The 26,416-nt window shown below is 69.7% G+C and carries 22 protein-coding genes; 17 read left to right on the top strand and 5 right to left on the bottom strand.

What is annotated here, in order from left to right; genetic code table 11:
• Window positions 1-31 precede the first annotated feature (31 nt).
• From AFR_RS36100 to dapB, 6 genes are all read left to right on the top strand, one after another.
• Entirely contained in the window at window positions 32-976 is a 945-nt protein-coding gene (locus tag AFR_RS36100) for a bifunctional riboflavin kinase/FAD synthetase (RefSeq protein WP_023561776.1), read from the top strand.
• Window positions 977-1,111: 135 nt separating this feature from the next.
• A complete protein-coding gene (gene rpsO, locus AFR_RS36095) occupies window positions 1,112-1,381 on the top strand; it encodes a 30S ribosomal protein S15 (protein ID WP_023561775.1) in 270 nt (89 codons plus the stop codon).
• 193 nt (window positions 1,382-1,574) lie between these two features.
• Complete coding sequence (locus AFR_RS36090) at window positions 1,575-3,908, top strand: polyribonucleotide nucleotidyltransferase (protein ID WP_023561774.1); 2,334 nt, start codon at window positions 1,575-1,577, stop codon at window positions 3,906-3,908.
• A 7-nt stretch (window positions 3,909-3,915) separates the two neighbouring features.
• Window positions 3,916-5,253, top strand: coding sequence for a M16 family metallopeptidase (locus AFR_RS36085; RefSeq protein ID WP_052359885.1), 1,338 nt, complete (start codon window positions 3,916-3,918; stop codon window positions 5,251-5,253).
• Between the two features lie 86 nt (window positions 5,254-5,339).
• The gene (locus AFR_RS36080; RefSeq protein ID WP_023561772.1) at window positions 5,340-6,242 is read left to right on the top strand and encodes a phosphatase PAP2 family protein; all 903 of its coding nucleotides are present in this window, start codon (window positions 5,340-5,342) and stop codon (window positions 6,240-6,242) included.
• A gap of 58 nt (window positions 6,243-6,300) precedes the next feature.
• Window positions 6,301-7,005 (top strand): 4-hydroxy-tetrahydrodipicolinate reductase, encoded by a 705-nt coding sequence (gene dapB, locus AFR_RS36075; RefSeq protein WP_023561771.1) that lies wholly within the window; start codon window positions 6,301-6,303, stop codon window positions 7,003-7,005.
• A gap of 24 nt (window positions 7,006-7,029) precedes the next feature.
• Here the strand turns inward: dapB and AFR_RS36070 are convergent, their stop codons facing one another.
• Complete coding sequence (locus tag AFR_RS36070) at window positions 7,030-9,051, bottom strand: amylo-alpha-1,6-glucosidase (RefSeq protein ID WP_023561770.1); 2,022 nt, start codon at window positions 9,049-9,051, stop codon at window positions 7,030-7,032.
• 126 nt (window positions 9,052-9,177) lie between these two features.
• Between AFR_RS36070 and AFR_RS36065 the strand changes: the two genes are divergently transcribed.
• From AFR_RS36065 to AFR_RS36050, 4 genes are read left to right on the top strand one after another with little or no spacing between them, the layout of a single operon-like run.
• Window positions 9,178-10,158, top strand: coding sequence for a LacI family DNA-binding transcriptional regulator (locus AFR_RS36065; protein WP_023561769.1), 981 nt, complete (start codon window positions 9,178-9,180; stop codon window positions 10,156-10,158).
• 9 nt (window positions 10,159-10,167) lie between these two features.
• Window positions 10,168-11,406, top strand: a complete 1,239-nt coding sequence (locus AFR_RS36060; protein ID WP_023561768.1) for a sugar ABC transporter substrate-binding protein — start codon at window positions 10,168-10,170, stop codon at window positions 11,404-11,406.
• A gap of 2 nt (window positions 11,407-11,408) precedes the next feature.
• Complete coding sequence (locus tag AFR_RS36055; protein ID WP_023561767.1) at window positions 11,409-12,434, top strand: carbohydrate ABC transporter permease; 1,026 nt, start codon at window positions 11,409-11,411, stop codon at window positions 12,432-12,434.
• Window positions 12,434-13,264 carry a carbohydrate ABC transporter permease gene (locus AFR_RS36050; protein ID WP_023561766.1) on the top strand — a complete coding sequence of 277 codons (831 nt, stop codon included), beginning with the start codon at window positions 12,434-12,436 and terminating at the stop codon, window positions 13,262-13,264. The genes AFR_RS36055 and AFR_RS36050 overlap by 1 nt, the downstream gene beginning before the upstream one ends.
• Here AFR_RS36050 and AFR_RS36045 read toward each other — a convergent pair.
• Entirely contained in the window at window positions 13,261-13,815 is a 555-nt protein-coding gene (locus tag AFR_RS36045) for a GNAT family N-acetyltransferase (protein ID WP_023561765.1), read from the bottom strand. The two genes, AFR_RS36050 and AFR_RS36045, sit on opposite strands and share 4 nt — an antisense overlap.
• A gap of 10 nt (window positions 13,816-13,825) precedes the next feature.
• On the bottom strand, window positions 13,826-14,347 hold the full coding sequence (locus tag AFR_RS36040) for a GNAT family N-acetyltransferase (protein ID WP_023561764.1): 522 nt from the start codon (window positions 14,345-14,347) through the stop codon (window positions 13,826-13,828).
• 40 nt (window positions 14,348-14,387) lie between these two features.
• Here AFR_RS36040 and AFR_RS36035 point away from each other — a divergent pair, with 40 nt between their 5' ends.
• From AFR_RS36035 to AFR_RS36010, 6 genes are all read left to right on the top strand, one after another.
• Complete coding sequence (locus AFR_RS36035) at window positions 14,388-15,629, top strand: winged helix-turn-helix domain-containing protein (protein WP_023561763.1); 1,242 nt, start codon at window positions 14,388-14,390, stop codon at window positions 15,627-15,629.
• Window positions 15,626-16,138, top strand: coding sequence for a DUF2752 domain-containing protein (locus AFR_RS36030; RefSeq protein ID WP_052359547.1), 513 nt, complete (start codon window positions 15,626-15,628; stop codon window positions 16,136-16,138). The genes AFR_RS36035 and AFR_RS36030 overlap by 4 nt, the downstream gene beginning before the upstream one ends.
• Before the next feature lie 63 nt (window positions 16,139-16,201).
• Entirely contained in the window at window positions 16,202-17,107 is a 906-nt protein-coding gene (gene dapA / locus AFR_RS36025; protein ID WP_023561761.1) for a 4-hydroxy-tetrahydrodipicolinate synthase, read from the top strand.
• 13 nt (window positions 17,108-17,120) lie between these two features.
• Window positions 17,121-18,809 (top strand): ribonuclease J, encoded by a 1,689-nt coding sequence (locus AFR_RS36020; RefSeq protein WP_023561760.1) that lies wholly within the window; start codon window positions 17,121-17,123, stop codon window positions 18,807-18,809.
• Between the two features lie 113 nt (window positions 18,810-18,922).
• Complete coding sequence (locus tag AFR_RS36015) at window positions 18,923-20,245, top strand: S1 family peptidase (RefSeq protein ID WP_023561759.1); 1,323 nt, start codon at window positions 18,923-18,925, stop codon at window positions 20,243-20,245.
• Between the two features lie 83 nt (window positions 20,246-20,328).
• Window positions 20,329-20,718 carry a DUF2784 domain-containing protein gene (locus AFR_RS36010; protein ID WP_023561758.1) on the top strand — a complete coding sequence of 130 codons (390 nt, stop codon included), beginning with the start codon at window positions 20,329-20,331 and terminating at the stop codon, window positions 20,716-20,718.
• Here AFR_RS36010 and AFR_RS36005 read toward each other — a convergent pair.
• Complete coding sequence (locus AFR_RS36005) at window positions 20,692-21,105, bottom strand: type III secretion system chaperone family protein (RefSeq protein WP_023561757.1); 414 nt, start codon at window positions 21,103-21,105, stop codon at window positions 20,692-20,694. The two genes, AFR_RS36010 and AFR_RS36005, sit on opposite strands and share 27 nt — an antisense overlap.
• Window positions 21,106-21,193: 88 nt before the next feature.
• Between AFR_RS36005 and AFR_RS36000 the strand changes: the two genes are divergently transcribed.
• Window positions 21,194-23,719, top strand: coding sequence for an FtsK/SpoIIIE family DNA translocase (locus AFR_RS36000; RefSeq protein WP_041841397.1), 2,526 nt, complete (start codon window positions 21,194-21,196; stop codon window positions 23,717-23,719).
• 1,266 nt (window positions 23,720-24,985) lie between these two features.
• On the opposite strand, the gene AFR_RS35995 is transcribed toward AFR_RS36000, so the two are convergent.
• Window positions 24,986-26,401 (bottom strand): glycosyltransferase 87 family protein, encoded by a 1,416-nt coding sequence (locus tag AFR_RS35995; protein WP_023561755.1) that lies wholly within the window; start codon window positions 26,399-26,401, stop codon window positions 24,986-24,988.
• Window positions 26,402-26,416 lie beyond the last annotated feature (15 nt).

The raw sequence follows: 26,416 nt of genomic DNA, 5'->3' as shown, positions 1-26,416 counted from the left end.
CCGCGAGATCTGTGGCAGGGGAGGCGGCGGTATGCAGCGGTGGCGCGGCTACGAAGCGGTGCCGGGTGGATTCGGCCGATCGGTGGTGACGATCGGCGTCTTCGACGGTGTGCACCGCGGCCACCAGGCGATCATCGGGCACACCGTGAAACGCGCCCGGGATCTCGGCCTGCAGTCGGTCGTCGTGACCTTCGACCCGCACCCGGCCGAGGTCGTCCGCCCGGGATCGCACCCGGCGGTGCTGACCGAGCCGGTCCGCAAGGCCGAGCTGATCGAGCAGCTGGGTGTCGACGCCCTCTGCGTCGTGCCCTTCACCCCGGCGTTCTCGCAGCTCACCGCCGAGGAGTTCGTGCACGACGTGCTGGTCGAGGCGCTGCACGCGGCGGTGGTGGTCGAGGGGGACAACTTCCGGTTCGGGCACAAGGCCGCCGGTGACCTGACCATGCTCACGGCCCTCGGGCGCACCTTCGGCTTCACCGTCGAGGAGGCGCCCCTGGTCGCCGAGGAGGGGCTGATCTTCTCCTCCACGTACATCCGCAGTTGTGTCGACGCCGGGGACGTCGCGGCCGCTGCTGCCGCGCTCGGCCGGCCGCACCGCCTGGGTGGTGTGGTCGTGCGTGGTGACCAGCGCGGACGTGAGATCGGCTTCCCGACCGCCAACCTGATGTGCCACCGGTACGCCGCGATTCCGGCCGACGGTGTCTATGCGGCGTGGCTGATCCGCGGTGGCAAGAACGGCGGTCCGCTGCCGGCCTCGGTGTCGGTCGGGACCAACCCGACGTTCAACGGCCGGGAGCGCCGGGTCGAGGCCTACGTCCTCGACTTCGCCGGTGATCTGTACGGCGAGCGTGTGAGCCTCGACTTCGTCGCCCACCTGCGCGAACAGCGCGTCTACACCGGCATCGAGCCGCTGGTCGCGCAGATCCGGGAGGACGTGGAGGAGACGCGACGCGTGCTCGCCCGGCCTTCGATCTGAGCTGCTGATAAGCTTGCCGGGACGTCGGCACATCCGACGACCGGACTCGCCTGCCTGCCCGACGCCGCGGGCCGCGAGCCCGCCCTTCTTCGGGCGGGACACCGTAGACATCGGCAACACAGAATCACGGAGAACATGGCGCTCGACCAAGAGACCAAGACCAAGATCATGACCGAGTACGCGACCCTCGAGGGCGACACGGGTTCGCCCGAGGTCCAGGTCGCGATGCTCACCAAGCGGATCGCCGACCTGACCGAGCACCTGAAGGTGCACAAGCACGACCACCACAGCCGTCGTGGTCTGCTGCTGCTGGTCGGCCGTCGCCGCCGCCTGCTGAACTACGTCCAGAAGAAGGACATCGCGCGCTACCGGACGCTGATCGAGCGTCTCGGCCTGCGCCGCTGATTTGACGGGGGAGTGACCACCTGGTTGCTCCCCCGTAGCTTTACCCACGGACCCGCGCGGCACCAGGCCTCCGGCCCCGGTCCTCGGTAGTGGTTCCCGAGCATTGAATCTCGGGCACTTCGATCGAAGACCGGCCAGCCTTTCTCCGCGCTGTGTGAACCGCCGGGTCCTCGACGAAGGAGTACCGCACCACATGTCTGAGCAGAAAGCTCTCGGCACCGAAACTCGCACCGCCGTCATCGACAACGGGTCGTTCGGCACCCGCGAGATCACTTTCTCCACCGGCCGGCTGGCCCGCCAGGCCGCCGGTTCGGTCATCGTCCAGCTGGGCGAGACCACCGTTCTCTCCGCCACCACCGCCGGCAAGCAGCCGAAGGAGCACTTCGACTTCTTCCCGCTGACGGTCGACGTCGAGGAGCGGATGTACGCCGTGGGCCGCATCCCCGGCTCGTTCTTCCGGCGTGAGGGCCGTCCCAGCGAGGACGCCATCCTCACCTGCCGCCTGATCGACCGGCCGCTGCGCCCGTCGTTCACCAAGGGCCTGCGCAACGAGGTCCAGGTCGTCGAGACCGTCCTCGCGCTCGACCCGGAGCACCCGTACGACGTCGTCGCCATGAACGGCGCCTCGATGTCGACGAAGCTGTCCGGCCTGCCCTTCAGCGGCCCGGTCGGCTCGACCCGCGTCGCGCACATCGACGGCCAGTGGGTCAACTTCCCCACGCTGGAGGAGCTGGCCCGCGCCACCTTCGACATGATCGTCGCCGGCCGTACGCTGCCGGACGGCGAGGTCGCGATCATGATGGTCGAGGCCGAGGCCACTCCGCAGGCGCTGACCCTGATCGCTGCCGGCGCGCCGAAGCCGACCGAGGAGGTCGTCGCCAGCGGGCTGGAGGCCGCCAAGCCGGCCATCCGCGAGCTGTGCCGCGCGCAGAGCGAGCTGGCCGAGGTCGCCGCGAAGCCGGTCCTCGAATACCCCGTCTTCCTGGACTACCAGGACGACGTCTACGCCGCTGTCTCCGACGCCGCCCGCGGTGAGCTCGCCGAGGCGCTGAAGATCGCCGGCAAGGCCGACCGCGAAGAGGCTCTGGACCGCGTCAAGGCCAAGATGGTCGAGACCGTCGGCCCGCAGTTCGAGGGTCGTGAGAAGGAAGTCAGCGCGGCGTTCCGCTCGGTCACCAAGTCCGAGGTCCGCAACCGCGTCCTGCGCGAGCAGGTCCGCATGGACGGCCGCGGCCCGCGTGACATCCGCCCGCTGATCGCCGAGGTCGGCGTGCTGCCCCGGGTCCACGGTTCGGCGCTGTTCGAGCGGGGCGAGACCCAGATCCTGGGTGTCACCACGCTCAACATGCTCCGGCTCGAGCAGTCCCTGGACACGCTCTCGCCCGACAAGCACAAGCGCTACATGCACAACTACAACTTCCCGCCGTACTCGACCGGTGAGACCGGCCGGGTCGGTTCGCCGAAGCGCCGCGAGATCGGTCACGGCGCGCTGGCCGAGCGGGCCCTCGTTCCCGTGCTGCCGACGCGCGAGGAGTTCCCGTACGCCATCCGTCAGGTCTCCGAGGCCCTCGGCTCCAACGGCTCCACCTCGATGGGTTCGGTCTGCGCCTCGACGCTGGCCCTGCTCAGCGCCGGTGTGCCGCTGAAGGCGCCGGTCGCCGGCATCGCCATGGGCCTCATCTCCGACGAGGTCGACGGCAAGACCCAGTACGTGACGCTGACCGACATCCTCGGTGCCGAGGATGCGTTCGGTGACATGGACTTCAAGGTCGCCGGTACGCCGGAGTTCGTCACGGCGCTGCAGCTCGACACCAAGCTCGACGGCATCCCGTCGGACGTGCTCGCGGCCGCTCTGCAGCAGGCGCACGACGCCCGCACGACGATCCTCGGTGTCATGGACGCGGCCATCAACAGCCCGGCCGAGATGTCCGAGTACGCCCCGCGCGTCACCAGCGTGAAGATCCCGGTCGACAAGATCGGCATGGTCATCGGCCCGAAGGGCCAGACGATCAACGCGATCCAGGACGAGACCGGCGCCGACATCTCGATCGAGGACGACGGCACGATCTACGTCGGTGCGACCAACGGCCCGGCGGCCGAGGCCGCGGTGGAGCGGATCAACGCCATCGCGAACCCGACGATGCCGAAGGCCGGCGACAAGTTCCTCGGCACCGTGGTCAAGACGGCCGCGTTCGGCGCGTTCATCTCGCTGCTGCCCGGCCGTGACGGCCTGCTCCACATCTCCAAGGTGGGCGACGGCAAGCGCGTCGACAAGGTCGAGGACTTCCTCAACGTCGGCGACAAGGTCGAGGTCTCGATCGCGGACATCGACAACCGCGGCAAGATCTACCTCGACAAGGTCCGCCCCGAGGGTGAGGAAGCTCCGGCTGCCGCCGAGGGTGCCCCCGCCGCTGCTGCGGGTGCGGACAACGGCGGACGCCCGCCGCGCGAGGACCGTGGCCCGCGTGGTGAGGGTGGTGGCGAGCCCCGCCGCCGTCGCCAGCGTCCCAGCGGCGACCGCAACTGATTCACGCATGACAGAGAGTTCCCGCGGGCCGGCCGAAAGGCCGGCCCGCGTTTCCACCCGGACCCTGCAAGACGGTGTGAAAAAGACCGTCCTGCCGTCCGGGCTGCGCATCATCACCGAGGCGATCCCGACGACCCGCAGCGCCGCTCTCGGCGTGTGGGTCGCGGTCGGCTCCCGTGACGAGACCCCGGCGATGTCGGGTGCCTCGCACTTCCTCGAGCACCTGCTCTTCAAGGGCACCGAGAAGCGCACGGCCCTGGAGATCTCCGCGGAGATCGAGGCCGTCGGCGGCGAGACCAACGCCTTCACCACGAAGGAGTACACCTGCTATTACGCGCGGGTGCTCGACGCCGATCTGCCGCTGGCCGTGGACGTGCTCTGTGACGCCGTGTCGCGGTCGATCCTCGACCCGGCCGACGTCGAGACCGAGCGTGGTGTGATCCTCGAGGAGATCGCCATGCACGACGACGAGCCCGGCGACGAGGTGCACGACGTCTTCACGCAGGCCATCTTCGGGGCGGACACCCCGCTGGGCCGGCTGATCTCGGGCACCGAGGAGACCATCTCCCCGATGACCCGGGTCACGATCAACCGCTTCTACCGCTCCCGGTACAAGGCGCCGCAGGTGGTCATCACGGCCGCCGGCAACCTCGACCACACCAGGGTCGTCAAGCTGGTCCGGGCCGCGCTGGCCGGGAGCCCGTTCGACGAGGGCCAGGCGTCACCGGCGGCCAAGCGTGCCTCCAGCGGCGGTCCCCGCCCGCGCAAGCCCACCACCCTGGTACGCCACCGCGACACCGAGCAGGCGCACATCGTGCTCGGCTGCGCGGGCATCGACCGGGCCGACGAGCGACGTTTTGCCCTGGGCGTGCTCAACAACGTCCTCGGTGGCGGCATGTCGAGCCGGCTCTTCCAGGAGATCCGGGAGAAGCGCGGTCTCGCCTACTCGGTCTACTCGTACGGCAGCCAGTACGCCGACGCCGGCCTCTTTGCGGTCTACGCGGGCTGTGCGCCGGGCAAGGCCGAAGAGGTTCTCGCTCTGATCCGGGCCGAGCTGGCGGTCGTGGCGGCCGAGGGCATCACGCCCGACGAGCTGGCCCGCGGCAAGGGCATGGTGAAGGGCTCGTACGTCCTGGGCCTGGAGGACACGGGCTCGCGGATGAGCCGCCTGGCCAAGTCCGAGCTGCTGCACGGCGACCTGCTGGGTGTCGACGAGCTGCTGGCCGAGGTCGACGCGGTAACCCTCGACGAGGTCAACGTGTTGGCCGCCGAACTCCTGTCGAAGCCGATGTCGCTCGCGGTCGTTGGACCCTTCGACGAGAACGCGTTTTCCACCCCCGTCTAACCTGGGACGCCGTGACCACCCTGAGCCCCCCACCACCCGTACAGGAAGAGGCGCCGCCGGACCGGCGGAAGCGCCGGATCATCGGCATGCTGATCTGGGCGGTGTTGTTCGCGGTCGGCACGTACTTCATCGGCGTGCCGACCAGCGACCCGCTGATCGCCTTCGGCTGGCTGTGGCTGGCCACGATCGCGTGGCGCAGCGACCAGCCGTGGCGCAGTCACCTGCTGTTCCTGCGGGACTGGCTGCCGATCTCGCTGCTGCTGGTGGTCTACAACATCTCCCGCGGTTATGCCGACGACCTGTTCGCGCCGCACGTCCACGAGCTGATCGACGCCGACGAGGCGATGTTCGGCTGGTTCACCGGTGGTGAGGTGCCGACGGTCTGGCTGCAGCAGCACCTCTACCAGCCGAACGTCGTGCAGTGGTGGGAGGTGGCCGTCTCCCTGGTCTACGTCTCGCACTTCCTCGCGGTGCCGACCGTCGGTGTGATCCTGTGGCTGCGGTGGCGGGAGCAGTGGGGCCGGTTCATGCGGCGCTGGTTCACGCTCAGCGTGGCCGGTCTGATCACCTACTTCCTCTATCCGGCCGCGCCGCCGTGGTGGGCCTCGCTCTACGGCCAGTTGCCCGAGCACGTCGAGCGCATCTCGACCAACGGCTGGAACGCAGTGGGGCTGCACAGCGCCGGCAACACCCTCAACGCCCTGCAGGTCGAGGCCTCCAATCCGGTCGCGGCCATGCCGTCCCTGCACACCGCGTACGCGCTGATGGCCGTCGCGTTCTTCCTGCCGATGGTCGCGAAGCGCTGGTGGCCGCTGCTGCTGGCCTATCCGCTGGCGATGACGTTCACGCTGGTCTACTCGGGTGAGCACTACGTGATCGACGTGCTGGTCGGGTGGGCGTACGTGGGCGGGGTCTTCCTGGTGGTGGGCTTCGCCGAGCGCTGGTGGCGGTCGAGGCGTGCGGTCGAGCCCGCCGATCCGGTGCGTTAGGTTGTCGGGCGTGACTTCAGAACCGATCCGTGTCGGCGTTCTCGGTGCCCGGGGACGCATGGGCCTCGAGGTGTGCAAGGCGGTCGACGCCGCGGATGATCTCGAGCTGGTGGCCAGGGTCGACCAGGGTGACCCGCTGGCCTCCGTCGCGGACGCGGGCGCGCGGGTGCTGGTCGATTTCACCACCCCTGACGTCGTCATGGACAACCTGCGGTGGGCCATCGGCCAGGGCATCAGCGTGGTCGTGGGCACCAGCGGCTTCTCCGAGGAGCGTCTCGCCCAGGTGCGCACGTGGCTGTCGGAGAAGCCGGAGGCCGGTGTCCTCATCGCGCCCAACTTCGGCATCGGCGCGGTGCTGATGATGCAGTTCGCGGCCAAGGCGGCCCGCTACTTCGAGTCCGTCGAGATCATCGAGCAGCACCACCCGCGCAAGCTGGACGCCCCGAGCGGCACGGCGACCCACACCGCGAAGGTGATCGCCGCGGCCCGGGCCGAGGCCGGCCTCGGTGCGATGCCCGACGCGACCAAGGAAGAGTTCGATCACGCCCGCGGCGCGGACATCAACGGCGTCCGGGTCCATGCCGTCCGCGCGTCCGGCCTGGTCGCCCATCAGGAGGTCCTTTTCGGTACGACCGGAGAGACGCTCACCATTCGTCACGACAGCCTCGACCGGGCTTCCTTCATGCCGGGTGTGCTGCTGGCCGTGCGCGCGCTGGTGTCCCGCCCGGGTCTGACCATCGGCCTCGACCCGCTGCTCGGCTGATCGTCCGGCGCTTGCCGCGCGGGCTCAGCCGAGTGTCAGCCCGGCCGGCAGCCCGCTGATCGTTGCCGCCCCGGCCGCGTCCACGGTGACGTCGACGGCGTGGCCGGCGATCCGCAGTCCGGTCGCCGTGATCGGCCCGAACGGCGCGCCGGCCAGCGGATCGAGCCGGACCCGGCCGTTCGGGACGTCGGGCTGCAGACCGAGCGTGGCCTGCAGCATCAGCACGGCGGCCGCCGCCGACCAGGCCTGCGGGCGGCACGCCGCGGGGTAGGGCATAGGCCGGCTCAGCGCGGACCGGGCGTCGCCGGCGTGCAGCTCGGGCAGCCGATATCCGAACGCCTCCCCGGCCGTGAGCAGGCCGTCGATCAGCGTGGTCGCTTCCGCGGCGAACCCGGCGCGGGCCAGTCCGGCGGCGACGATCGCGGTGTCGTGCGTCCACACCGATCCGCAGTGGTAGGACAGCGGCGTGAACCCGGCGTCACCGGCGGACATCGTGCGGAGCCCGTAGCCACCGGACATGGTGTCGCCGCCGAGCGCGGTGGCGACGGCTCGCTCCTCGGCCTCGGTCAGCAGGCCGGTGCCGAGCAGGTGACCGATGTTGCTGGTCAGGGAATCGACCGGGCGCTTGTTGCGGTCCAGGGCCAGCGCGGGGTAGCCGCCGTCGACCCAGAACTTCGCGCGGAACCGCTCGGCCAGCGTGCCGGCGTAGTCCCGCCGCCTGTCGGCGCCCGGCTGACCGAACGCGTCGAGCAGGGCGGCGCCGTCCAGGGCCGCACGGTAGGCGTACCCCTGGACCTCGGCGAGGGCGATCGGTGGCTCGGCGAGGCGGCCGTCGTGGAACCGGACCGCGTCGCCGGAATCCTTCCAGCCCTGGTTGGCCAGGCCGCGCCCGGTGGTGTCGAGATATTCGAGGAAGCCGTCACCGTCCGGGTCGGCGGGGCCGTCCAGCCAGCTCAGGGCGGCCTGCAGGTGCGGCAGCAGCTCACCGGCCCCGGCCTCGGGCAGACCCCAGCGCCAGGCGTCGTGCAGCAGGCTGATCCACAGCGGCGTGGCGTCGATCGTGCCGTAGTAGGCCGCGGGCAGGTGCAGCCCGCTGCTCTCGAGAACGAACTCCTGGCGGCGCAGCTCGTGCAGGATCTTGCCGGGAGCCTCGCCGGAGTTCGGATCCGTCCTCGTGCCCTGGCGGCGGGCGAGGACCCGCAGCGTGCCGGCGGCCACGTCCGTGCCGAGCGGCAGCAGCATGCGGGCCGCCCAGATGCTGTCGCGGCCGAACAGCGTCAGGAACCACGGGACCCCGGCTCCGAGGTAGACGTCGTCGCCGTCGGCCAGCCGCAGGGCGTGCAGGTCGTCCAGCGAGCGGGCGACCAGCCGCCCCAGCCGCTGGTCACCGGACCGCACCTCGGCGGGACTCCAGGTGCGGGCGGTGGCCGGGGCGTGCACCACCGCGGACGGGTCGTTCACGCGTACCGAGAAGGTCAGGGTCTGATCGGCGCCCGGGCCGAGGGTGACCGCCCAGGTCAGCCGCCCGTGGTTGTCGGTCTCGGCCTCCGGGGCGGTGACCGTGACCGTGATCCCGTCGCGTTCCCAGGTCAGGGTGCCGTCCGCGGAGCGATGGGCGGCGATCGGCGTGCCCCGGCTGCCCGACTTGACGACCTCGATGGGGGCGAGGTCGACGGCAAGATCGACGGTGACCGTGGTGCTGACCTGCCCCGCGGCCCCGGAGGCGATCGTGATCCGCTCCTCGAGCAGACCGGGCGTGATGATCCGCGTCCGCTGGACCCGCACGGTCGGGTCGGGGCCGGGATCACCGAGCCAGCGGGCGAGCGAGACGAAGTGGGTGGTCCCGGCGCCGGCGTCCGCGTGACCGATCGGCTCGGTCTCGCGGTCGTCCAGACGCAGCACCGCCTCGGAGAGCACCCGCGCGTCGGCGTGGAAGACACCCTGGACCCCGGCCGTGCGGACCTGGCCGTCGGGTCCGGCCAGCGCCGACGTGGGCGCGGCAACGGTCGCGACGAGGTCGTGCAGCAGCGGCTGAAGACGGTTCATGGGATCCCCTCAGCGGTCTTGACAGGTAGCCGGGTCGTGGAGCAAAGTGCGAAACATTCCAGAAACTTGATCGATCCAATGATGCCGGATGCGAATTGGATCGTTCAAGAGGACAAGGGGTCGAAGTTGCCAAAGGTCACGATCGCCACCGTTGCCGACCGTGCCGGGGTCTCCCGGCAGACGGTCTCCAACGTGCTGAACACCCCCGAGGTGGTGCGCGAGGAGACCCGCGAGCGGGTGCGCGAGGCGATCACGGCGCTCGGCTACCGGGTCAGCCAGGCGGCCCGGCAGATGCGGACCGGCCGGTCGCGGCTGATCGCCGTGCGGATCGAACCGGCCCGCGACGGCATCAACGGCTCGGTGCTGGACCGGTTCCTGCACGGGCTCACCGACGCGGCCGCGCCGGCGGGCTACCGGGTGATGCTCTACACCGCGACCGACGACGACGGCGAGATCGCGACCTACGAGGACCTGCTCACCGCGTACGACCTGGACGCGTTTGTGCTGACCAGCACCCACCACGGCGATGTGCGGACGTCCTGGCTGGCCGAGCGTCAGGTGCCGTTCGTGACCTTCGGCCGGCCCTGGGGTGCACCCGACACCCACTCCTGGGTGGACGTCGACAACGCCGCCGGCACCGAGGCGGCCACCCGGCACCTGCTCGGCTCGGGGCACCGGCGGATCGGATTTCTGGGCTGGCCCGCCGGTTCCGGTGTCGGTGACGCCCGGCGCGACGGCTGGGCCACCGCACTGAGCTCGGCGGGCCTGCCCAGCGCCGGGCTCGACCGGGCGGTCGCCGACGGCATCGACCCGGGCGCCGACGCCGCCCGCGACCTGCTGCCGTCCGTGGACGCCCTGGTCTGCGCCTCCGACTCCCTCGCGCTCGGTGCCCTGCGCGCCGCCCGCGAGCTCGATCACCGGTGCGCGGTGATCGGTTTCGACGACACCGCCGTCGCCCAGGCGGTCGGCCTCACCAGTGTCAGCCAGCCCCTCACCGAAGCAGCCGCGCGCTGCATCGACCTGCTCGCGGGTGTCCTCGACCGCTCGGCCGAGACCCGGCAACTCCTGCTCCAGCCCTCCCTCGTCCTGCGCCAGACAGCACCCTAGGAGTCCCCCATGAGACGCAGCAGACTTGTCACGGCGGTCGCGGCCGCCCTCCTCCTGACCACCACGGCCTGTGGCAGCGGCTTCGACGACAACGGCGGCAGCACCACACAGCAGAGCAGCGGTCCCGCCGACCTGAAGATCATGATTGCGTCGTCCGGCGACGCGGAGACCAAGGCCGTCAACGACGCGACCGCCAAGTGGGCCGCCGCCAGTGGCAACAAGGCCACGGTCACGCCGGCGCAGGACATCGTCCAGCAGCTCGGTCAGGCACTGGCCGGCAGCACCCCGCCCGACGTGTTCTACGTCGACGCGGCCCGGTTCGCCGACTACGCCAGCGTGGGGGCACTCGAGCCGTACGCGGACAAGATCTCGAACGTCGACGACTTCTACCCCAATCTGCGGCAAGCGTTCACCTACCAGGACAAGCTCTACTGCGTACCGAAGGACTCCTCGACGCTGGCCCTGATCATCAACACGGACCTGTGGTCGAAGGCGGGACTCACCGACGCCGACATCCCCACGACGTGGGAGCAGCTGACCGCGGCCGCGCAGAAACTCGAGGCCAAGAACGTCGTCCCGCTCGCGCTCGGAGACACCCGCGACCGGATCGGCGCATTCCTGGTGCAGTCCGGCGGCTGGCTGGTCAGCGACGACGGCAAGCAGGCCACCGCGGACACCCCGGAGAACGTCGCCGCGCTGACCTACGTCCAGGGCCTGCTCAAGGACGGTCTGGCCAAATATCCGAGCGCGCTCGACGCCGGCTGGGCCGGTGAGGCCTTCGGCAAGGGCAAGGCCGCGATGACCGTCGAGGGCAACTGGATCAAGGGGGCGTTGTCCGCCGACTTCCCCGACGTCAAATACACCGTCAAGGAGCTGCCGGCCGGTCCCAAGGGCAAGGGCACCCTGTCGTTCACCCAGTGCTGGGGCATCGCCGCCAAGAGCAAGTTCAAGGACCAGGCGATCAAGTTCGTCGAGGCGATGACCACCACCGAACAGCAGCTCTCGTACGCCAAAGCCTTCGGCGTGATGCCCTCGCGTCAGTCGGCGCAGACGCAGTACACCAGCGAGTTCCCGGCCGACGCGCCGTTCGTCGCCGGTGCCGCGTACGGCCACGGCCCGGTCAACGCGCCCAAGATGGACAGCGTCCTGGCCGACTTCGACACGGGTCTGCAGGGGCTGGCGACGGCCAAGCCGCAGGAGGTCCTGCAGCGCTTCCAGAAGAACGCCCAGACGGCTCTCGGCGGCTGACGTTGTCCTCCGTCGCCGGTAAGCGGGGCGGCATCCGCGGCAACGAGCGGGTGGCCGGCTGGCTCTTCGTCGCACCCGTGGTGCTCGTCCTCGGAGTGTTCATGCTGGTGCCGATCCTGATGGCGCTCTGGGTCAGCTTCACCGACTGGAACGGGCAGGGCAGCCCGTTCCGGTCGGGAGTGCCCCTCGCCGGTCTGGACAACTACACCGGCCTGTTCAGCGAGGACGGGCTGGCCCGGCAGAACTTCATGACCAGCCTGCGCAACAACGCCTACTACGTGCTGGCCGTCGTGCCGCTGCAGACCGTGCTGGCGCTGGGGCTGGCCCTCGTGGTCAACAAGCGGAAGGCGTTCTTCCGGACCGCGTTCTACTTCCCGTCGGTGACCAGCTCGGTCGCCGTCAGCGTGGTCTTCCTCTTCATGTTCGCGAACACCGGCGCGGTGAACCAGATCCTGAGCTTCCTCGGCATCAACGGCCCCCAGTGGTTCTCCGATCCGCGCGGTGTCCTGCACCTGGCACTCGACGGCGTCGGCCTGCTCGACTCGACCGCGCCGCCCGCCGCGCTGACCGGGCACGGCGTCCTCGGCCTGACCTGGTGGGACTGGACCTCCGGGCCCAGCGTCGCGATGTGCGCCATCATCGCGCTGGTCGTCTGGACCACCTCGGGCACGTTCATGCTGATGTTCCTGGCGGCGCTGCAGAACCTCCCGGTCCAGCTCGACGAGGCCGGGCTGATCGACGGCGCGAGCCGCTGGCAGCGCCTGCGCCACATCACGCTGCCGCAGCTGCGGCCGACCCTCTTCCTGGTGCTGACACTGGGACTGATCGGCACGTGGCAGGTCTTCGACCAGATCTACGTGATGAGTCAGGGTGATCCGGCCAAGACGACGCTGACACCCGCGTACCTGTCCTACCGGACCGCGTTCCGGGACTTCGACTACGGCTCCGGCGCGGCGATCTCGTTCGTGCTGTTCCTGATCATCGTGGTGTTCACCCTGCTGCAGCGGCGCGCGCTGAGGGAGAAATGATGCGTACGCTCACCACCCGCTTCGCCGGGTACACGATCCTGGTCTTCTTCTCGCTGCTCTTCCTCTACCCGTTCGTGATCCAGATCGGGAACTCGTTCAAGACCGAGGCCGACGCGGCGGCGAACCCCCTGTCGCCGCTCGCGCACCCGTTCACGACCGACTCGGTGGCCCGGATCTTCGACGGCACCGGCTTCCCGACCTGGCTGGGCAACTCGGTCCTGGTGACCGTGGTCGTCACGCTGACCCGGGTCCTGTTCAACTCGATGGCCGGGTACGCGCTGTCCCGGCTGCAGTTCCGCGGTCGCAAGGTGCTCTTCGCCGGGGTCATCGCGCTGATGGCCGTGCCGCCCGTGGTCCTGCTGATCCCGAAGTTCCTCGTGCTCAACCAGCTGGGCATGTACAACAGCTACGCCGGGCTGATCGTGCCGATCATGGTGGACGCGGCCGGCGTTTTCATCATGAAACAGTTCTTCGACTCGGTGCCGGTCAGCATCGAGGAGGCCGCCCGGATCGACGGCGCCGGTGTCTTCCGGACCTTCTGGTCGGTGGTGCTGCCGTCGGCCCGCCCGGCGCTCATCACGCTGACCATCCTGGCGTTCCAGGGGTCGTGGAACGAGTTCCCGCACACCGTCGTCGCCGTGCAGGACCCGTCGCTGTTCACGCTCCCGCGCGGCCTGGCCGACCTGGTCAGTGGCTCGCTCGGCGCCGGCAACCAGTATCCGCTGAAGCTCGGCGCGGCCCTGCTCGCCACCATCCCGGTGGCGATCATCTTCGTGGTCTTCCAGCGCTACTTCGTCCGCGGCGCTACGGAGGGCGCCGACAAGGGCTAAAGCTGCACGTGGAGGCGCAGCTGGGGGACCAGCATGTCGTCGACGTCCAGGGCGCGGGCGGCGCCGTCGGGCTCCCAGCCGGTCGAGACGAGGAACTTCTTCATCGCGTCGTCGGCGTCGTAGGACCAGGCCACCGCACCCTTGAACGCGTCCTCGCGCCACAGGTCGACGGTCGCGGCGAGCAGGCGGCTGCCGTGCCCGCGGCGCCCCCAGCGCGGCTCGACCAGCAGGTCGGTGATCGCGGCGATGTCGTCGGGCAGTGCCGGCTCCTCGGGCGCCAGGGCCTGCTCGTCGGCCGGTCCGGCGGCCACGAAGCCGACCACCGGCGACGCGGACTCGCTCTGCTCGACGGCGATGAGCACCCGGTGCCGCGGTGAGGGCGGGGAGGTGATCGCCTCGGACCAGCCCCGGGCCAGGTAGGCCTCGTCGATGTTGGCCAGCACGTGCGCCGGGAACATCCGCCGGTAGGCGGTCCGCCAGGTCGACAGCTGAATGCGTGCGATCTCGCCGGCGTCCTCGGGACGGGCCGGACGGACGAAGCCGAGTGCCATGCCCGGCAGCCTACAGACGGGCCGAGTAGCGGATCTCGGGCAGCTCCACCGTGGTGCCCCGCGGCGTGTAGATGCTGCGCTCACCGTCGGGTGCAAGACCGGCCCGGCTGTAGAAGCGGCGGGACCGGTGGTTGTCCTCGAGGACCCAGAGCCGCATCACCGGGTAACCCGCCGCGGTCAGCTCCGCGCGGGCGGCCCGCAGCAGCCGGCGGCCGATCCCGGCATGCCACCGGTCCGGGTGGACGTAGATCGCGTAGAGCTCGCCCAGCGCCGGGTTGACCCCGTCACCCTGATCGACGCGGTACGGCCCGAACGACACAAAACCCACCACGGTGCCGTTGTCGTCGGCCACGAGCGTCCTCGAACCGGGGATCTCGGCGCGCGTGCGGCGGCGTTCGGCGTTGACGGCCGGGTCCATCCGGTCCAGGTGCTCGGCGGGGACGATCCCGGCGTAGGCGACCTGCCAGCTGCGGACGTGCACCACTGCCACACCGTCGATGTCGGCGTCGGTCAGCGGACGGATGTCGACCATGGGCGCACTTTGTCACACCCCTCGTCTAGCGTCCTGTTCTGTGCCCGTACCCGACACTCTCTCCGTCGCGCAGGCCCGGCGCATCACCCTCGCCGCGCAGGGTTTCACCGATCCCGTCCCCGGCGGGTCCACCGACATGCGTCATCTGCGCCGGGTGCTGCGCCGCCTGCACCTGATCCAGATGGACTCGGTCAACGTCCTCCAGCGGGCCCACTTCATGCCGCTCTACAGCCGGCTCGGCCCCTATGCGCCGGAGCTGCTGGACCGCGCGGCCTACCGGGGCCCCCGCGAGCTGTTCGAATACTGGGGTCACGAGGCGTCGCTGATCACGGTCGACCTCCACCCGCTGTTCCGCTGGCGCATGGACAATGCCGCCGACTACGCCTGGGGCAGCATGGTGCGTGTCGCCCAGCAGCAGCCCGAGCTGGTCGCCCGGGTGCTCGGTGAGGTCCGCGACCGGGGCCCGATCACGGCGGCCCAGATCGAGCACGACGTGCCGCGCTCCAAGGACAACTGGGGGTGGAACTGGTCGCTCGTCAAGCAGGCTCTCGAGTGGCTGTTCTACACGGGTCAGGTCTCGGCCTCCGACCGCACGACGTCGTTCGCCCGGCGCTACGACCTGACCGAGCGGGTCATCCCGGGGCAGGTGCTCGACATCCCGACACCGTCACCGCAGGACTCGTTCCGGGCCCTGGTCGAGCTGGCGGCCCGGTCGCTCGGTGTGGCCGCCGAGCCGGAGCTCCGCGACTACTTCCGGCTGCCGGTCCTCGGCTTCAAGCAGGCTGTGGCCGAGCTGGTCGAGGACAGGGTGCTGCTCCCGGTGACCGTGCCCGGCTGGAAGGGGCCCACCTATCTGCACCACGAGGCCAAACTGCCCAGGAAGGTGCGCGCGGCCACGCTGATCAGCCCGTTCGACCCGCTGATCTGGGAGCGTGCCCGCACCGAGCGGCTCTTCGACATGAACTACCGCATCGAGATCTACGTCCCGGCCGCCCAGCGGCTCTACGGGTACTACGTGCTGCCGTTCCTGCTCGGTGACAGTTTTGCCGCCCGGGTCGACCTCAAGGCCGACCGCAAGACCGGCGTGCTCCAGATCCCGGCGGCCTGGCTCGAGCCCGCCGCTGACCAGGAGGAGACGGCCACCGCCCTGGCGGCCGAACTGCACCGGCTGGCCGGCTGGCTGGGCCTGACGGAGGTCGCCGCACCGCAGCGAGGTGACCTGGCGGGGCCCCTCACGGCCGCGCTGAAGGTTGCCTCCCCAGGTGTAGCGTGGCGCCCATGAGCAGCACGGTCACGGGCCCCCCGCCTGTTCCTCCGCAGTACCCGGGTTACCAGGAGCCGCAGCAGGACCGTGTGACCCGCTTCATCCAGCGCAAGTGGCGCGATTCGCCGGTCTGGGTCGCCCCCGCCGCGATGCTCGTCTGCATGGCCGGTGCGGTCGGCTACACCTACGCGACCAGTCCGACCGAGGCCAACGCGGGCGCGGCGCCCACCTGCCTGCTCAAGTACGCCACCGGCTTCATCTGCCCGGGCTGCGGCGGCACCCGCGCCGCCTGGTACCTCCTCCACGGCGACATCCCGGCCGCCGCGCGCCACCACGCGCTGTTCGTCTTCGTGGTCCCGTTCCTGCTCTACATGTACGTCGCCTGGGCCGGGCGCCGGCTCTTCGGCTGGAAGATCCCGCAGCTGAACCTCAGCCCGGGAGTGATCGGCGTCTTCATCGCCGCCTGGGGCATCTTCAGCGTCCTGCGCAACCTCCCCTGGGCACCCTTCACGTCGTTCTACGTCTGAGGCCGGGAGCCCGGGCACACCGGCGACGGGGAAACCTCTCCGGCCGTCCGATAAGTTGTCGGTATGACGCACGACCACCCGCGGCCCTTCGGCCGGCTGCTCTCGGCCATGGTGACCCCGTTCACAGCGGACGGCTCCCTCGATGTCGACGGCGCGGCGAAGCTGGCCACGTGGCTGGTGGACGAGCAGGGTCACGACGGCCTGGTGATCAGCGGGACGGGTGGTGAGTCCCCGACCACCACCGACGCCGAGAAGGAGACCCTGCTGCGGGTCGTCGTCGAGGCCGTGGGTGACCGCGCCCGGATCGTCGCTGGAGTCGGCACCAACAACACCGCCCACACCGTCGAGCTGTCGCGCGCCGCGGAGAAGGCGGGCGCGCACGGGCTGCTGGTCGTGACGCCGTATTACAACAAGCCGCCGCAGGCCGGCCTGATCAGGCACTTCACGACTGTCGCCGACTCCGTCGGGCTGCCGGTCATGCTCTACGACATCCCGCACCGCGCCGGTGTGCCCATCGCCACCGAGACGCTGGTCCGCCTGGCCGAGCACCCCGGCATCGTGGCCGTCAAGGACGCCAAGGGCGACATCGCCGGGAGCGCCGACGTGCTGCGCCGCACCGATCTTGCGTACTACTCCGGCGAGGACGCCGCCATCCTGCCGCTGCTGTCGATCGGCGCGGTCGGTGTGGTCGGCACCTCGACCCACTTCATCGGCCCCCGCACCAAGGCCATGATCGAGGCGTACGAGCGCGGCGACGTCGCCGGCGCTCTCACGCTGCACCGCGAGCTGCTGCCGCTGTTCACCGGCATCTTCCGGACCCAGGGCACCATCCTCGTCAAGGCCGGACTGCGCGCCCTCGGGCTGCCCGCCGGACCCGTGCGTTCACCGCTGGTCGACGCCACCGAGGCCGAAACGAACCAACTGCTCGAGGACGCCGCCGCGGCGGGACAGCCCCTCGGCACCAATTAGAGAGGCCTAGCATTTGAGCCAGGCACACGTCGAGCTGGAACCACCACCGCCGCTGCCGGAGGGCGCCCTGCGCGTCATCCCGCTCGGTGGCCTGGGTGCCATCGGCCGCAACATGACTGTCTACGAGTACGACGGCAAGCTGCTCGTCGTCGACTGCGGGGTGCTGTTCCCGGACGTCGAGCAACCCGGCGTCGACCTGATCCTGCCCGACTTCGACCCGATCCGTGATCGGCTCGAGGACGTGCAGGCGATCGTGCTGACCCACGGTCACGAGGACCACATCGGCGCCGTGCCGTACCTCTTGGCGCTCAAGCCGGACATTCCGCTGGTCGGCTCCGAGTTCACCCTCGCGCTGGTCGAGGCCAAGCTGGCCGAGCGGCGGCTCGACCCGTACACCCTGACGGTGCGTGAGGGGCAGACCGAGCGGCTGGGGCCGTTCGAGTGCGAGTTCTTCGCGGTCAACCACTCGATCCCCGACGCGCTCGCCGTGGCCGTGCGGACCCCCGCCGGCCTGGTGCTGCACACCGGCGACTTCAAGATGGACCAGGTGCCGCTGGACGGCCGGATCACCGACCTGGCCGGTTTTGCCCGGCTCGGGGCCGAGGGTGTCGACCTGCTGCTCTCGGACTCCACCAACGCCGAGGTCCCCGGCTTCGTCACCCCCGAACGCGACATCGGCCCGGTCCTCGGTGCCCTCTTCGCCAAGGCGCGCGGCCGGATCATCGTGGCCAGCTTCGCCTCGCACGTGCACCGCGTGCAGCAGGTGATGGACGCGGCGTACGAGTACGAGCGCAAGGTCGCCCTGATCGGCCGCTCGATGGTCCGCAACATGGGCATCGCCCGTGACCTGGGTCTGCTGCGTATCCCGGACGGCCTGCTGGTCAGCCTGGACGAGGCCGCCTCGATGCCCCACGACGAGATCGTCTTCATGTCGACGGGGTCCCAGGGCGAGCCGATGAGCGCGCTGGGCCGCATGTCGACCGGCGACCACCGGCACATCACGATCGAGTCCGGCGACACGGTCGTGCTGGCCAGCTCGCTGGTGCCCGGCAACGAGACCTCGGTCTACCGGGTGATCAACCAGCTCGCCCGGGCCGGCGCCACGGTCGTGCACAAGGACACCGCCAAGGTGCACGTCTCCGGGCACGCCCCGGCCGGTGAGCTGCTCTACCTGCTCAACGTCGTCCGCCCGAGCAACCTGATGCCCGTCCACGGCGAGTGGCGGCACCTGCGCGCCCACGCCCAGCTCGGCATCGAGTCCGGCGTCGCACCCGACCGCGTGGTGCTCTGCGAGGACGGCGACGTCGTCGACCTCGTCGAGGGACACGCCCGGCACGTGGGCCGCGTCAAGAACCGCTACGTCTACGTCGACGGCCTCGCCGTGGGTGACGTCAGCGAGTCGCTGCTGACCGAGCGGCGGATCCTGGGCGACGGCGGTTTCATCTCCGCCACCGTGGTGATCGACTCGGTCACCGGGAAGGTCGTCGGCGAGCCCAGCATCTCCGCGAAGGGCTTCTCCGAGGACCCGGACGCGTTCAACCCCGTGATCCCGCTGCTGACCGCCGCGCTGCACCGCTCGGCCGAGGACGGCATCACCGACACCCACCAGCTGCAACAGGTCGTCCGGCGCACGGTCGGACGGTGGGTGAACGACGCGTACAGGCGTCGCCCGATGATCGTCCCGACCGTCGTCGAGGTGTGATCGACAGACATAGTTTTCTGTGAATACCGGATTTTTTGATCCGGCCGCGACCTCCCTGCGTATCTGAGGGCACGGTGCCGCCCCCACGGCACTCGATGCGAGGGGAGTTACGAATGCAGCGCAGAACGGTCGTCGCGATCGCGGCGACAGTGACGGCAGCGGGAGCGGCGGTGGCGTTCACCCTGCCGTCGATGGCGGGCACGAGCCCGTCTCGCCGCTCCGCGCCGCAGGCGACCGGCGCAGTGGCACCTCAGCTGCTCGCCGCGATGAAGCGGGACCTCGGCGTCAGCACGGACCAGGCCGAGGCCCGCGTGAAGCGAGCCGCGTGGGCCAGCGGTGTCGCCGCTCAGCTGCGCAGCGCCTCCGGTGACTCGTACGCGGGTTCCTGGCTCGGCAAGGACGGCACCACGCTGAACATCGGGATCACCGACGCCGGACTGGCCGGTCAGGTCCGCGCAGCGGGTGCCGTGCCGAAGCTGGTCGAGCGCAGCGTGACCGAGCTGGACGGCGCGAAGAAGGCGCTGGACGCCGAGGCCACCAAGGCCGACCGTGACCTCCCCGGCTGGTACGTCGACGTCGCGGCCAACAAGGTCGTCGTGCAGGCGCTCCCGGGCGACACCGACCACGCGCGGGAGCTGGCCGAGGACGCCGGCCTCCCCGCGGCGGCCGTGAAGGTCGTAGTCACCAAGAAGGCCCCGCGGACGTTCGCGGACGTCATCGGCGCCGAGCCGTACTTCGTCAACATCGGCGGCGGTCAGGCGCGCTGCTCCATCGGCTTTGCGGTCGAGGGCGGGTTCGTCACCGCCGGCCACTGCGGCGCCGAGGGCACACCGACCACCGACCGGGAAAATCTGGACCAGGGTGAAGTTGTCGCCTCGGTCTTCCCCGGCACCGCCGACATGGGTGTCGTGGAGACCAACGCCGGCGTGACGCTGCAGCCGTTCGTCAACGACTTCGACGGCAACGCGCTGCCGGTCGGCGGCAGCACCGAGGCGCCCGTCGGTGCCGCGGTGTGCCGGTCCGGCTCCACCACCGGCACGTTCTGCGGCACGATCCTGGCCAAGAACCAGACCGTGAACTACCCCGAAGGTGCGGTCACCGGCCTCACCCGTACGGATGTCTGCGCCGAGGGTGGTGACTCCGGTGGCCCGTGGCTCTCGGGTGACCAGGCCCAGGGCGTGACCTCCGGCGGCTCCGGCGACTGCACGGTCGGCGGCGAGACGTTCTTCCAGCCGATCACCGAGATCCTCGAGGTCAACAACCTCACGCTGCTCACCACGGGCTCCGGCTCGGGTGGTGGCGCGGAGGCCTCGACGCCGCCGGCCGAGGCCACCACACCGCCGGCCGACGAGGAGGCCACGCCGCCGCCCGCCGAGGACGACGACGCCGGTCAGCAGCGCGGCGGTCACCACCGTCGCGGTCACCACCGCAACTGACCAACCGCACCACCCCAAGACGTGCTGCCCGCGCGGGTCATCCTCCGTCCCGCGCGGGCAGCGCTGCGTTTACCGTTGAGCCCGTGGGCTACCGAATCCTGATCGCCGCTGCCGTGGGCGCGCACTTTGCGTTCCTGGCCTTCGGCATCTTCGGCGGCTTCCTGGCGTGGCGCTGGCCGAAGCTGCTCTGGCTGCAAGTGCTCAGCGCGACCTGGCTGCTCGTCATCGTCGTGGCCGGGCTGTCCTGCCCACTGACCTGGCTCGAGGACCGTGGCCGGGAAGGCGCCGGGCTGCCCGCCCTGAACGGTGGCTTCCTCGACACCCACGTCGCGGGCGTGTTCTACCCCCACGGCTACGAGTGGGTGGCCCGGATCGTGGTCGCCGTGGTCATCCTGACGTCGTGGGCGGGCCTGGTGGTGCGCTCGCGTTCTCGCTCGCGCTCCCGCTCAGAGCTCGGCGACCGCGTCGGCTAGCTCGCAGCCCGTCGCGATCCCGCAGATCATGACCTGGTCGAGCTGCTCCGGCGTGACACCACGTTCCCAGTCGCCGACAACCTCACCCACGACCCGCACCGTGCCGTCGTCGGCCGTGTGCACGTACGCCTTGGGCCAGAGCCGGTCGTGGTTCCAGGCGTTGCAGAACGCGTACAGGCGGGGGACGTCGTCCGTGCTGAAGACCGTCCGGGTCAGCGAGCGGACCTGGAGCACCTCCTGCTCCTTGCCCAGCCGGAAGAAGTAGATCAGGCAACCCTGCCAGTTCCCGCCGATGTCTCCGTCGTCGTCGACGAAGTGGGCGAACTCGCGGGCGTTCAGCGCATCCACGATCATCTCGTGGCTGAGCGGTTGCGGCAGAACGGACATGCTGAGGATCCTAATCAGGTTGAAAAGCGAAACCTGGTCACGGTGCGGCGCGCGTCCTCGCGGGCGTGGCGCGGTTACGGTATTGGGCATGGCGGGCCGAACTCCTCCGGCGAGCCGGGGCCGCGCCGCGTCCAGCACGCGCGGTGCCGCGACGACGCGTGCCCGGCAACCGGCGGCACGTCAGCCCGCCCGCAAGGCCGCAGCACGGCCGGCTGCGCGTACCCGGGCCAAGAGCGCGACCCGCGCCCGCCCCGGTGTCGGCTCGGTTGTCGCGACCGGTCTAGGCCGTGGCGCCGGCGCCCTGTGGATGGGTGTCGCGCACAGCGTCGGCTGGGTCGCCCGCGGTGTCGGCAAGCAGGCGGCGACGGCCAAGGAGATCGATCCGGAGCACCGCCGCGACGGCGCGGGCCTGCTCATGCTCGGTCTGGCCATCCTAGTCGGCGTTGCTGTCTGGGCCGGCTCGGCCGGTCCCGTCGGTGCTCGCCTCGCCGACGCCGTCCGGCTCTTCTTCGGCGGCCTGGGCACGCTGCTCCCGCTGCTGCTGCTCTACGGCGCGGTCCGGTTCATGCGCAAGCCCGCCGATCCGGAACACCGTGGCCGCTCGGTGGTCGGCTGGACGGCCCTGGTCGTGTCGACCGCCAGCCTGCTGCACGTGGCCCAGCGCCCGTCCGGCGACGTCGAGATGAACAGCTCCGGCGGACTCATCGGGTACGGCGTCGGCTCGCTGCTCGAGCGCGCCGTGACCGGCTGGGTCGCCGTACCGTTGCTGGTCCTGCTGTTGATCTTTGGTCTGCTGGTCATCACCGCCACGCCGATCAACAAGATCCCCGAGCGAGTCATGCTGCTCGCCGACGTGCTCCTCGGCCGTTCGTCGGCCCGCGCGCCGCTGCCCGACCCCGACCTGCCCGACCTGGACGACGACCCGGAGGAGCCGAAACGTCGTGCGCCCTCGCGCCGCCGTCAGGGTTCACTCGCCGACATCGGCCTGGCCCCCGAGCCGGAGACCGACGACGAGGACCCGATCGTCCACGACACGGTCATGCTGCCCCGCGCCAAGAAGGTCCCGGCCAGCCGCAAGGCCCAGGACCCCCCGGAGCACTCACCGCTCCCGACCCGCGCCGAGCAGCTGGACATCTCCGCCGTCGAGGGCGACTACCGCCTGCCCCCGCCGAACCTCCTCGGCAAGGGCGCGGCACCGAAGTCCCGCAGCAAGGCCAACGACGAGATCATGACGGCCCTGACCGGCGTCTTCGACCAGTTCAACCTCGACGCGGCCGTCACCGGCTTCACCCGCGGCCCGACGGTCACCCGCTACGAGGTCGAGGTCGGCCCCGGCGTCAAGGTCGAGCGCATCACCCAGCTCTCCCGCAACATCGCGTACGCCGTGAAGTCCCCCGACGTGCGCATCCTCAGCCCCATCCCGGGCAAGAGCGCGGTCGGCGTGGAGATCCCCAACACCGACCCGGAGAACGTGTCACTGGGTGACGTGCTCCGCTCCCACGCCGCCACCGCCGACCACCACCCGATGCTGGTCGCCCTGGGCAAGGACATCGAAGGCCGCTTCGTCGTCGCCAACCTCGCAAAGATGCCCCACATCCTGATCGCGGGCGCGACCGGCGCGGGCAAGAGCTCCTGCCTCAACTCCCTGCTCGTGTCGATCCTCACCCGCGCCACCCCGGACGAGGTCCGGCTGCTGCTCGTCGACCCGAAACGGGTCGAGATGACCGCCTACGAGGGCATCCCACACCTGGTCACCCCCATCGTCACCAACGCCAAGAAGGCGGCGGACGCCCTCGAATGGGTCGTCCGCGAGATGGACATGCGCTACGACGACCTGGCAGCCAACGGCGTCCGCCACATCGACGACTTCAACCGCAAGGTCCGCAGCGGCGAAATCGTCGCCCCGCCCGGCGTCGACCGGGTCATCAAGCCCTACCCGTACCTCCTGGTGATCGTCGACGAGCTCGCCGACCTGATGATGGTCGCCCCCCGCGACGTCGAAGACTCCGTCGTCCGGATCACCCAGCTGGCCCGCGCCGCCGGCATCCACCTGGTCCTGGCCACCCAGCGCCCCTCGGTCGACGTCGTGACCGGCCTCATCAAGGCCAACGTCCCGTCCCGCCTGGCCTTCGCCACCTCGTCCCTCGCCGACTCCCGCGTCATCCTCGACCAGCCCGGCGCGGAAAAGCTCCTGGGCCGCGGCGACGGCCTCTTCCTCCCGATGGGCGCGTCCAAACCCGCCCGCTTCCAAGGCGCCTGGGTCGACGAAAAAGAAATCCAGGACGTCGTCAAATTCTGCAAGGACCAGCGCGAACCTGAATTCCGCCAGGATCTGACGACCCCGCCCGAGAACAAGAAAAAGCAGATCGACGAAGAGGTCGGCGACGACCTTGAGGTGCTGATCCAAGCCATTGAACTTGTGGTCACCAGCCAGTTCGGCTCGACCTCGATGCTGCAGCGGAAGCTTCGGGTTGGCTTCGCGAAGGCCGGCCGCCTGATGGACCTGATGGAAAGCCGCGGCATTGTCGGACCGTCCGAGGGCTCCAAGGCGAGAGACGTCCTGATCAAGCCGGACGAGCTCGAAGAAGCCTTGGCCACCCTCCGCGTCGACTGACCCGGGTCGACTCGTGACACGCAGGCTTCGTCTGCCAAATCGACCCAACTTCAAGGAAGTCGGGGTTTCCTCGCGTTCGGAAGGCCCTACTTCCTGGATGTTGGGCCTTATCGGCTGCGCGATGGCCTTGTTTCCGTGAAGTTGGGCTTTGTCGGCTGCGTGGCGGCTCTGGTTGCGTGAAGTTGGGCTTTGCTGGCTGCGTGGCGGCTCTGGTTGCGTGAAGTTGGGCTTTGCTGGCTGCGTGGTGGCCCTATTTCCGTGAAGTTGGGCTTACCGCTCGCTATGGCCGTGGAGGTTCCGGGCTTCCGGCCACTGCGGGTCGTGGCTTTCCGAAGCGTCAGGTTGTCGCCGAGGGAGTGATCTTGCTGGCGCGTCCGCAAGATCGACCCAACTTCAAAGAAGTCGGGGTCTCCTCACGCTCGATGGCCCTACTTCCTTGAGGTTGAGGCGTCAGTGGCCGCCTGATGCCCTTACTTCCGTGAAGTTGGGGCGTTAGCGGCTCCCTCGTGCGCCCACTTCCTTGAGGTTGGGGCGTTAGTGGCTGCCTGATGGCCCTACTTCCGTGAGGTTGGGGCATCAGCGGCTGCCTGAGGCCCCTACTTCCGTGAAGTTGGGGCGTTAGCGGCTCCCTCGTGCGCCCACTTCCTTGAGGTTGGGGCGTTAGTGGCTGCTTGATGGCCCTACTTCCGTGAAGTTGGGCATCAGCGGCTGCCTGAGGCCCCTACTTCCGTGAAGTTAGGGCGTTAGCGGCTCCCTCGTGCGCCCACTTCCTTGAAGTTGGGGCGTTAGCGGCTGCCTGATGGCCCTACTTCCCTGAGGTTGGGCATCAGCGGCTGCCTCATGCCCCTACTTCCTTGAGGTTGGGGCATCGGCGGCTGCCCGACGGCCCTGTTTCCTGGAAGTTGGGGTCGTTCCCGCTGCTGCGGGATTTGTTGCGCGTCGAGGTAGCGGTGGTGGGCTTTGGGCGGGAGGAGCGATCTGCGGGCGTATCCGCAGATCGAACACGACGCCACCCTGCAGGTCGAGGAGGCCGCCCACAGGCTGGGGGCGCCACCGCAGCCGACGCCCCCAACTTCAGGGAAGTTGGGCTCTTCTCGCGGCTGCGGCGAGCTCGGTGTCCCAGCCGGGCGTGCGGTTTGCGGCGCGGACGGCGGCCACTCGCGCTCGGATGGCCCTATTTCCGTGAAGTTGGGCCTCGACGGCCGCTGCGAGTCGCCGGCGGGTGGACGTTGGCCGGAGAAGTGATCTTCAAGATCGACCCCAACCTCAAGGAAGTCGGGGTCTTCTCGCGCTCCGGATGGCCCTACTTGCTTGAAGTTGGGCCTTGTCGGCCGACAAGGGACGCGGCATTGTCGTGCGTCGGTTTGGCCGTGGTGGGCGTTGGTCGGCGTACTCGCGGTCCCTGCGGTCGCGGATGGGATCACCTGCGGCTTCACGCTTCATGGAAGACCGGCGCTCCCACGCCGAGGAACCTGGATCGTGGTCGGCGGCGCCTCGTCGTCGAACAAGCGGTTCGGCGGCCTGATTCAACCCAGTGGCGTGCGAAAGCCCCGGGCGGAGATCCTGCACGAGGGCATGAGCAGTGATCAACAAAGCCGTCAGCATCAGCGCGGCCAGCACCGGCAGAGGAACAAACGAGCCGTGCTCAGCCCCCTGAAACAGAAATCGCGGGTAGGACAACAGCGACCCCACCTGCACCAGCAGCGGTACCAGCCAGAGGCGGGGCCGGTAGAACGTGAGGATCACCGTCAGCGCGTCGGCCAGGAAGAAGTAGCGGTCGTGCATGCCCGGCAGGACGAACGGCACGAGGATCGAGAACAGTGCGGCCGCAGTCACCAGCCGGTCAGCGTCCAGCTTGGCGCGGCTCGCGATCAGCGTGTAGATCACGCCGAGCACCAGGACGGCAGCGAAGACGTACCCCAGAGTTCGGAGTGTGTCGAGCCGCGTGGTGACCGGCAGGAAGGCGTACAAGGTCGGGGCTTTGGAGGTCAGGTCCGGGACGTGCAAGGTTTGCCGGGCCGGGCTGTAGAGCGTGAGCAGTTCGATCGGGTCACGGCCCAGCAGCATCGCGGGCAGATCGAGTGTGATGTAGATCGCGGGCGCGGCCAGCAGTGTTCGCCACCGCTGGCGTCCGGCCAGCAGCAGGAGGACCAGCGTCGGGAAGATGAAGACGGCCTGCGGTTTGACGGCGATCGCCACGGTGAGCAGGGCCACGGCATGCCACTGCCGCCCGCGCAAGAGAAAGTAAAGACCACCCAGGCAGAACGACGCCCACATCGCATCGCACTGCCCCCAGAACGAGCTGTTGACCACCACGGTCGGCAGGAAGGCCAGCACCGACGCGGCCAGGGCCGGTACGCGCCAGCCGGTGTAGCGGAGGGCGACGATGCGGTAGCCGAAGTACACCAGCAGCACGTCGAAGACGGTCCAGGCTGCCTTGATCTTGAGGATGGCCGGTCCGGGAAGGTACGTCAGGGTCGCCAGCAGGTAGAGGAACGGCGCGTTGTAGTTGCCGATCTCCCTGTCCAGGCCCGGGAAACCGCCCGCCTCGTCGAGCCATCGGTACCACTGCAGGAAGATTCGCATGTCTGCGGTGATCTCGTCGCGGCTCACCCAGCGGACCACCACGGCGAGCAGGGCGAGGGCGCCCAGCAGCAGAAGTTCGGTCCTCGCACGGCGCATGGGCGCGGAAGGTAC

It is taken from the genome of Amorphoplanes friuliensis DSM 7358 (assembly GCF_000494755.1).
Lineage (GTDB): Bacteria > Actinomycetota > Actinomycetes > Mycobacteriales > Micromonosporaceae > Actinoplanes > Actinoplanes friuliensis.
This window is presented reverse-complemented; position numbering and strand designations above follow the sequence as displayed.

Excerpts from the sequence above, each read along its gene's own strand:
- AFR_RS36100 (WP_023561776.1), top strand. The coding sequence starts at position 32 with ATGCAGCGGTGGCGCGGCTACGAAGCGGTGCCGGGTGGATTCGGCCGA.
- rpsO (WP_023561775.1), top strand. The coding sequence starts at position 1,112 with ATGGCGCTCGACCAAGAGACCAAGACCAAGATCATGACCGAGTACGCG.
- AFR_RS36090 (WP_023561774.1), top strand. The coding sequence starts at position 1,575 with ATGTCTGAGCAGAAAGCTCTCGGCACCGAAACTCGCACCGCCGTCATC.
- AFR_RS36085 (WP_052359885.1), top strand. The coding sequence starts at position 3,916 with ATGACAGAGAGTTCCCGCGGGCCGGCCGAAAGGCCGGCCCGCGTTTCC.
- AFR_RS36080 (WP_023561772.1), top strand. The coding sequence starts at position 5,340 with ATGCTGATCTGGGCGGTGTTGTTCGCGGTCGGCACGTACTTCATCGGC.
- dapB (WP_023561771.1), top strand. The coding sequence starts at position 6,301 with ATGGGCCTCGAGGTGTGCAAGGCGGTCGACGCCGCGGATGATCTCGAG.
- AFR_RS36070 (WP_023561770.1), bottom strand. The coding sequence starts at position 9,051 with ATGAACCGTCTTCAGCCGCTGCTGCACGACCTCGTCGCGACCGTTGCC.
- AFR_RS36060 (WP_023561768.1), top strand. The coding sequence starts at position 10,168 with ATGAGACGCAGCAGACTTGTCACGGCGGTCGCGGCCGCCCTCCTCCTG.
- AFR_RS36050 (WP_023561766.1), top strand. The coding sequence starts at position 12,434 with ATGCGTACGCTCACCACCCGCTTCGCCGGGTACACGATCCTGGTCTTC.
- AFR_RS36045 (WP_023561765.1), bottom strand. The coding sequence starts at position 13,815 with ATGGCACTCGGCTTCGTCCGTCCGGCCCGTCCCGAGGACGCCGGCGAG.
- AFR_RS36040 (WP_023561764.1), bottom strand. The coding sequence starts at position 14,347 with ATGGTCGACATCCGTCCGCTGACCGACGCCGACATCGACGGTGTGGCA.
- AFR_RS36030 (WP_052359547.1), top strand. The coding sequence starts at position 15,626 with ATGAGCAGCACGGTCACGGGCCCCCCGCCTGTTCCTCCGCAGTACCCG.
- dapA (WP_023561761.1), top strand. The coding sequence starts at position 16,202 with ATGACGCACGACCACCCGCGGCCCTTCGGCCGGCTGCTCTCGGCCATG.
- AFR_RS36015 (WP_023561759.1), top strand. The coding sequence starts at position 18,923 with ATGCAGCGCAGAACGGTCGTCGCGATCGCGGCGACAGTGACGGCAGCG.
- AFR_RS36005 (WP_023561757.1), bottom strand. The coding sequence starts at position 21,105 with ATGTCCGTTCTGCCGCAACCGCTCAGCCACGAGATGATCGTGGATGCG.
- AFR_RS36000 (WP_041841397.1), top strand. The coding sequence starts at position 21,194 with ATGGCGGGCCGAACTCCTCCGGCGAGCCGGGGCCGCGCCGCGTCCAGC.
- AFR_RS35995 (WP_023561755.1), bottom strand. The coding sequence starts at position 26,401 with ATGCGCCGTGCGAGGACCGAACTTCTGCTGCTGGGCGCCCTCGCCCTG.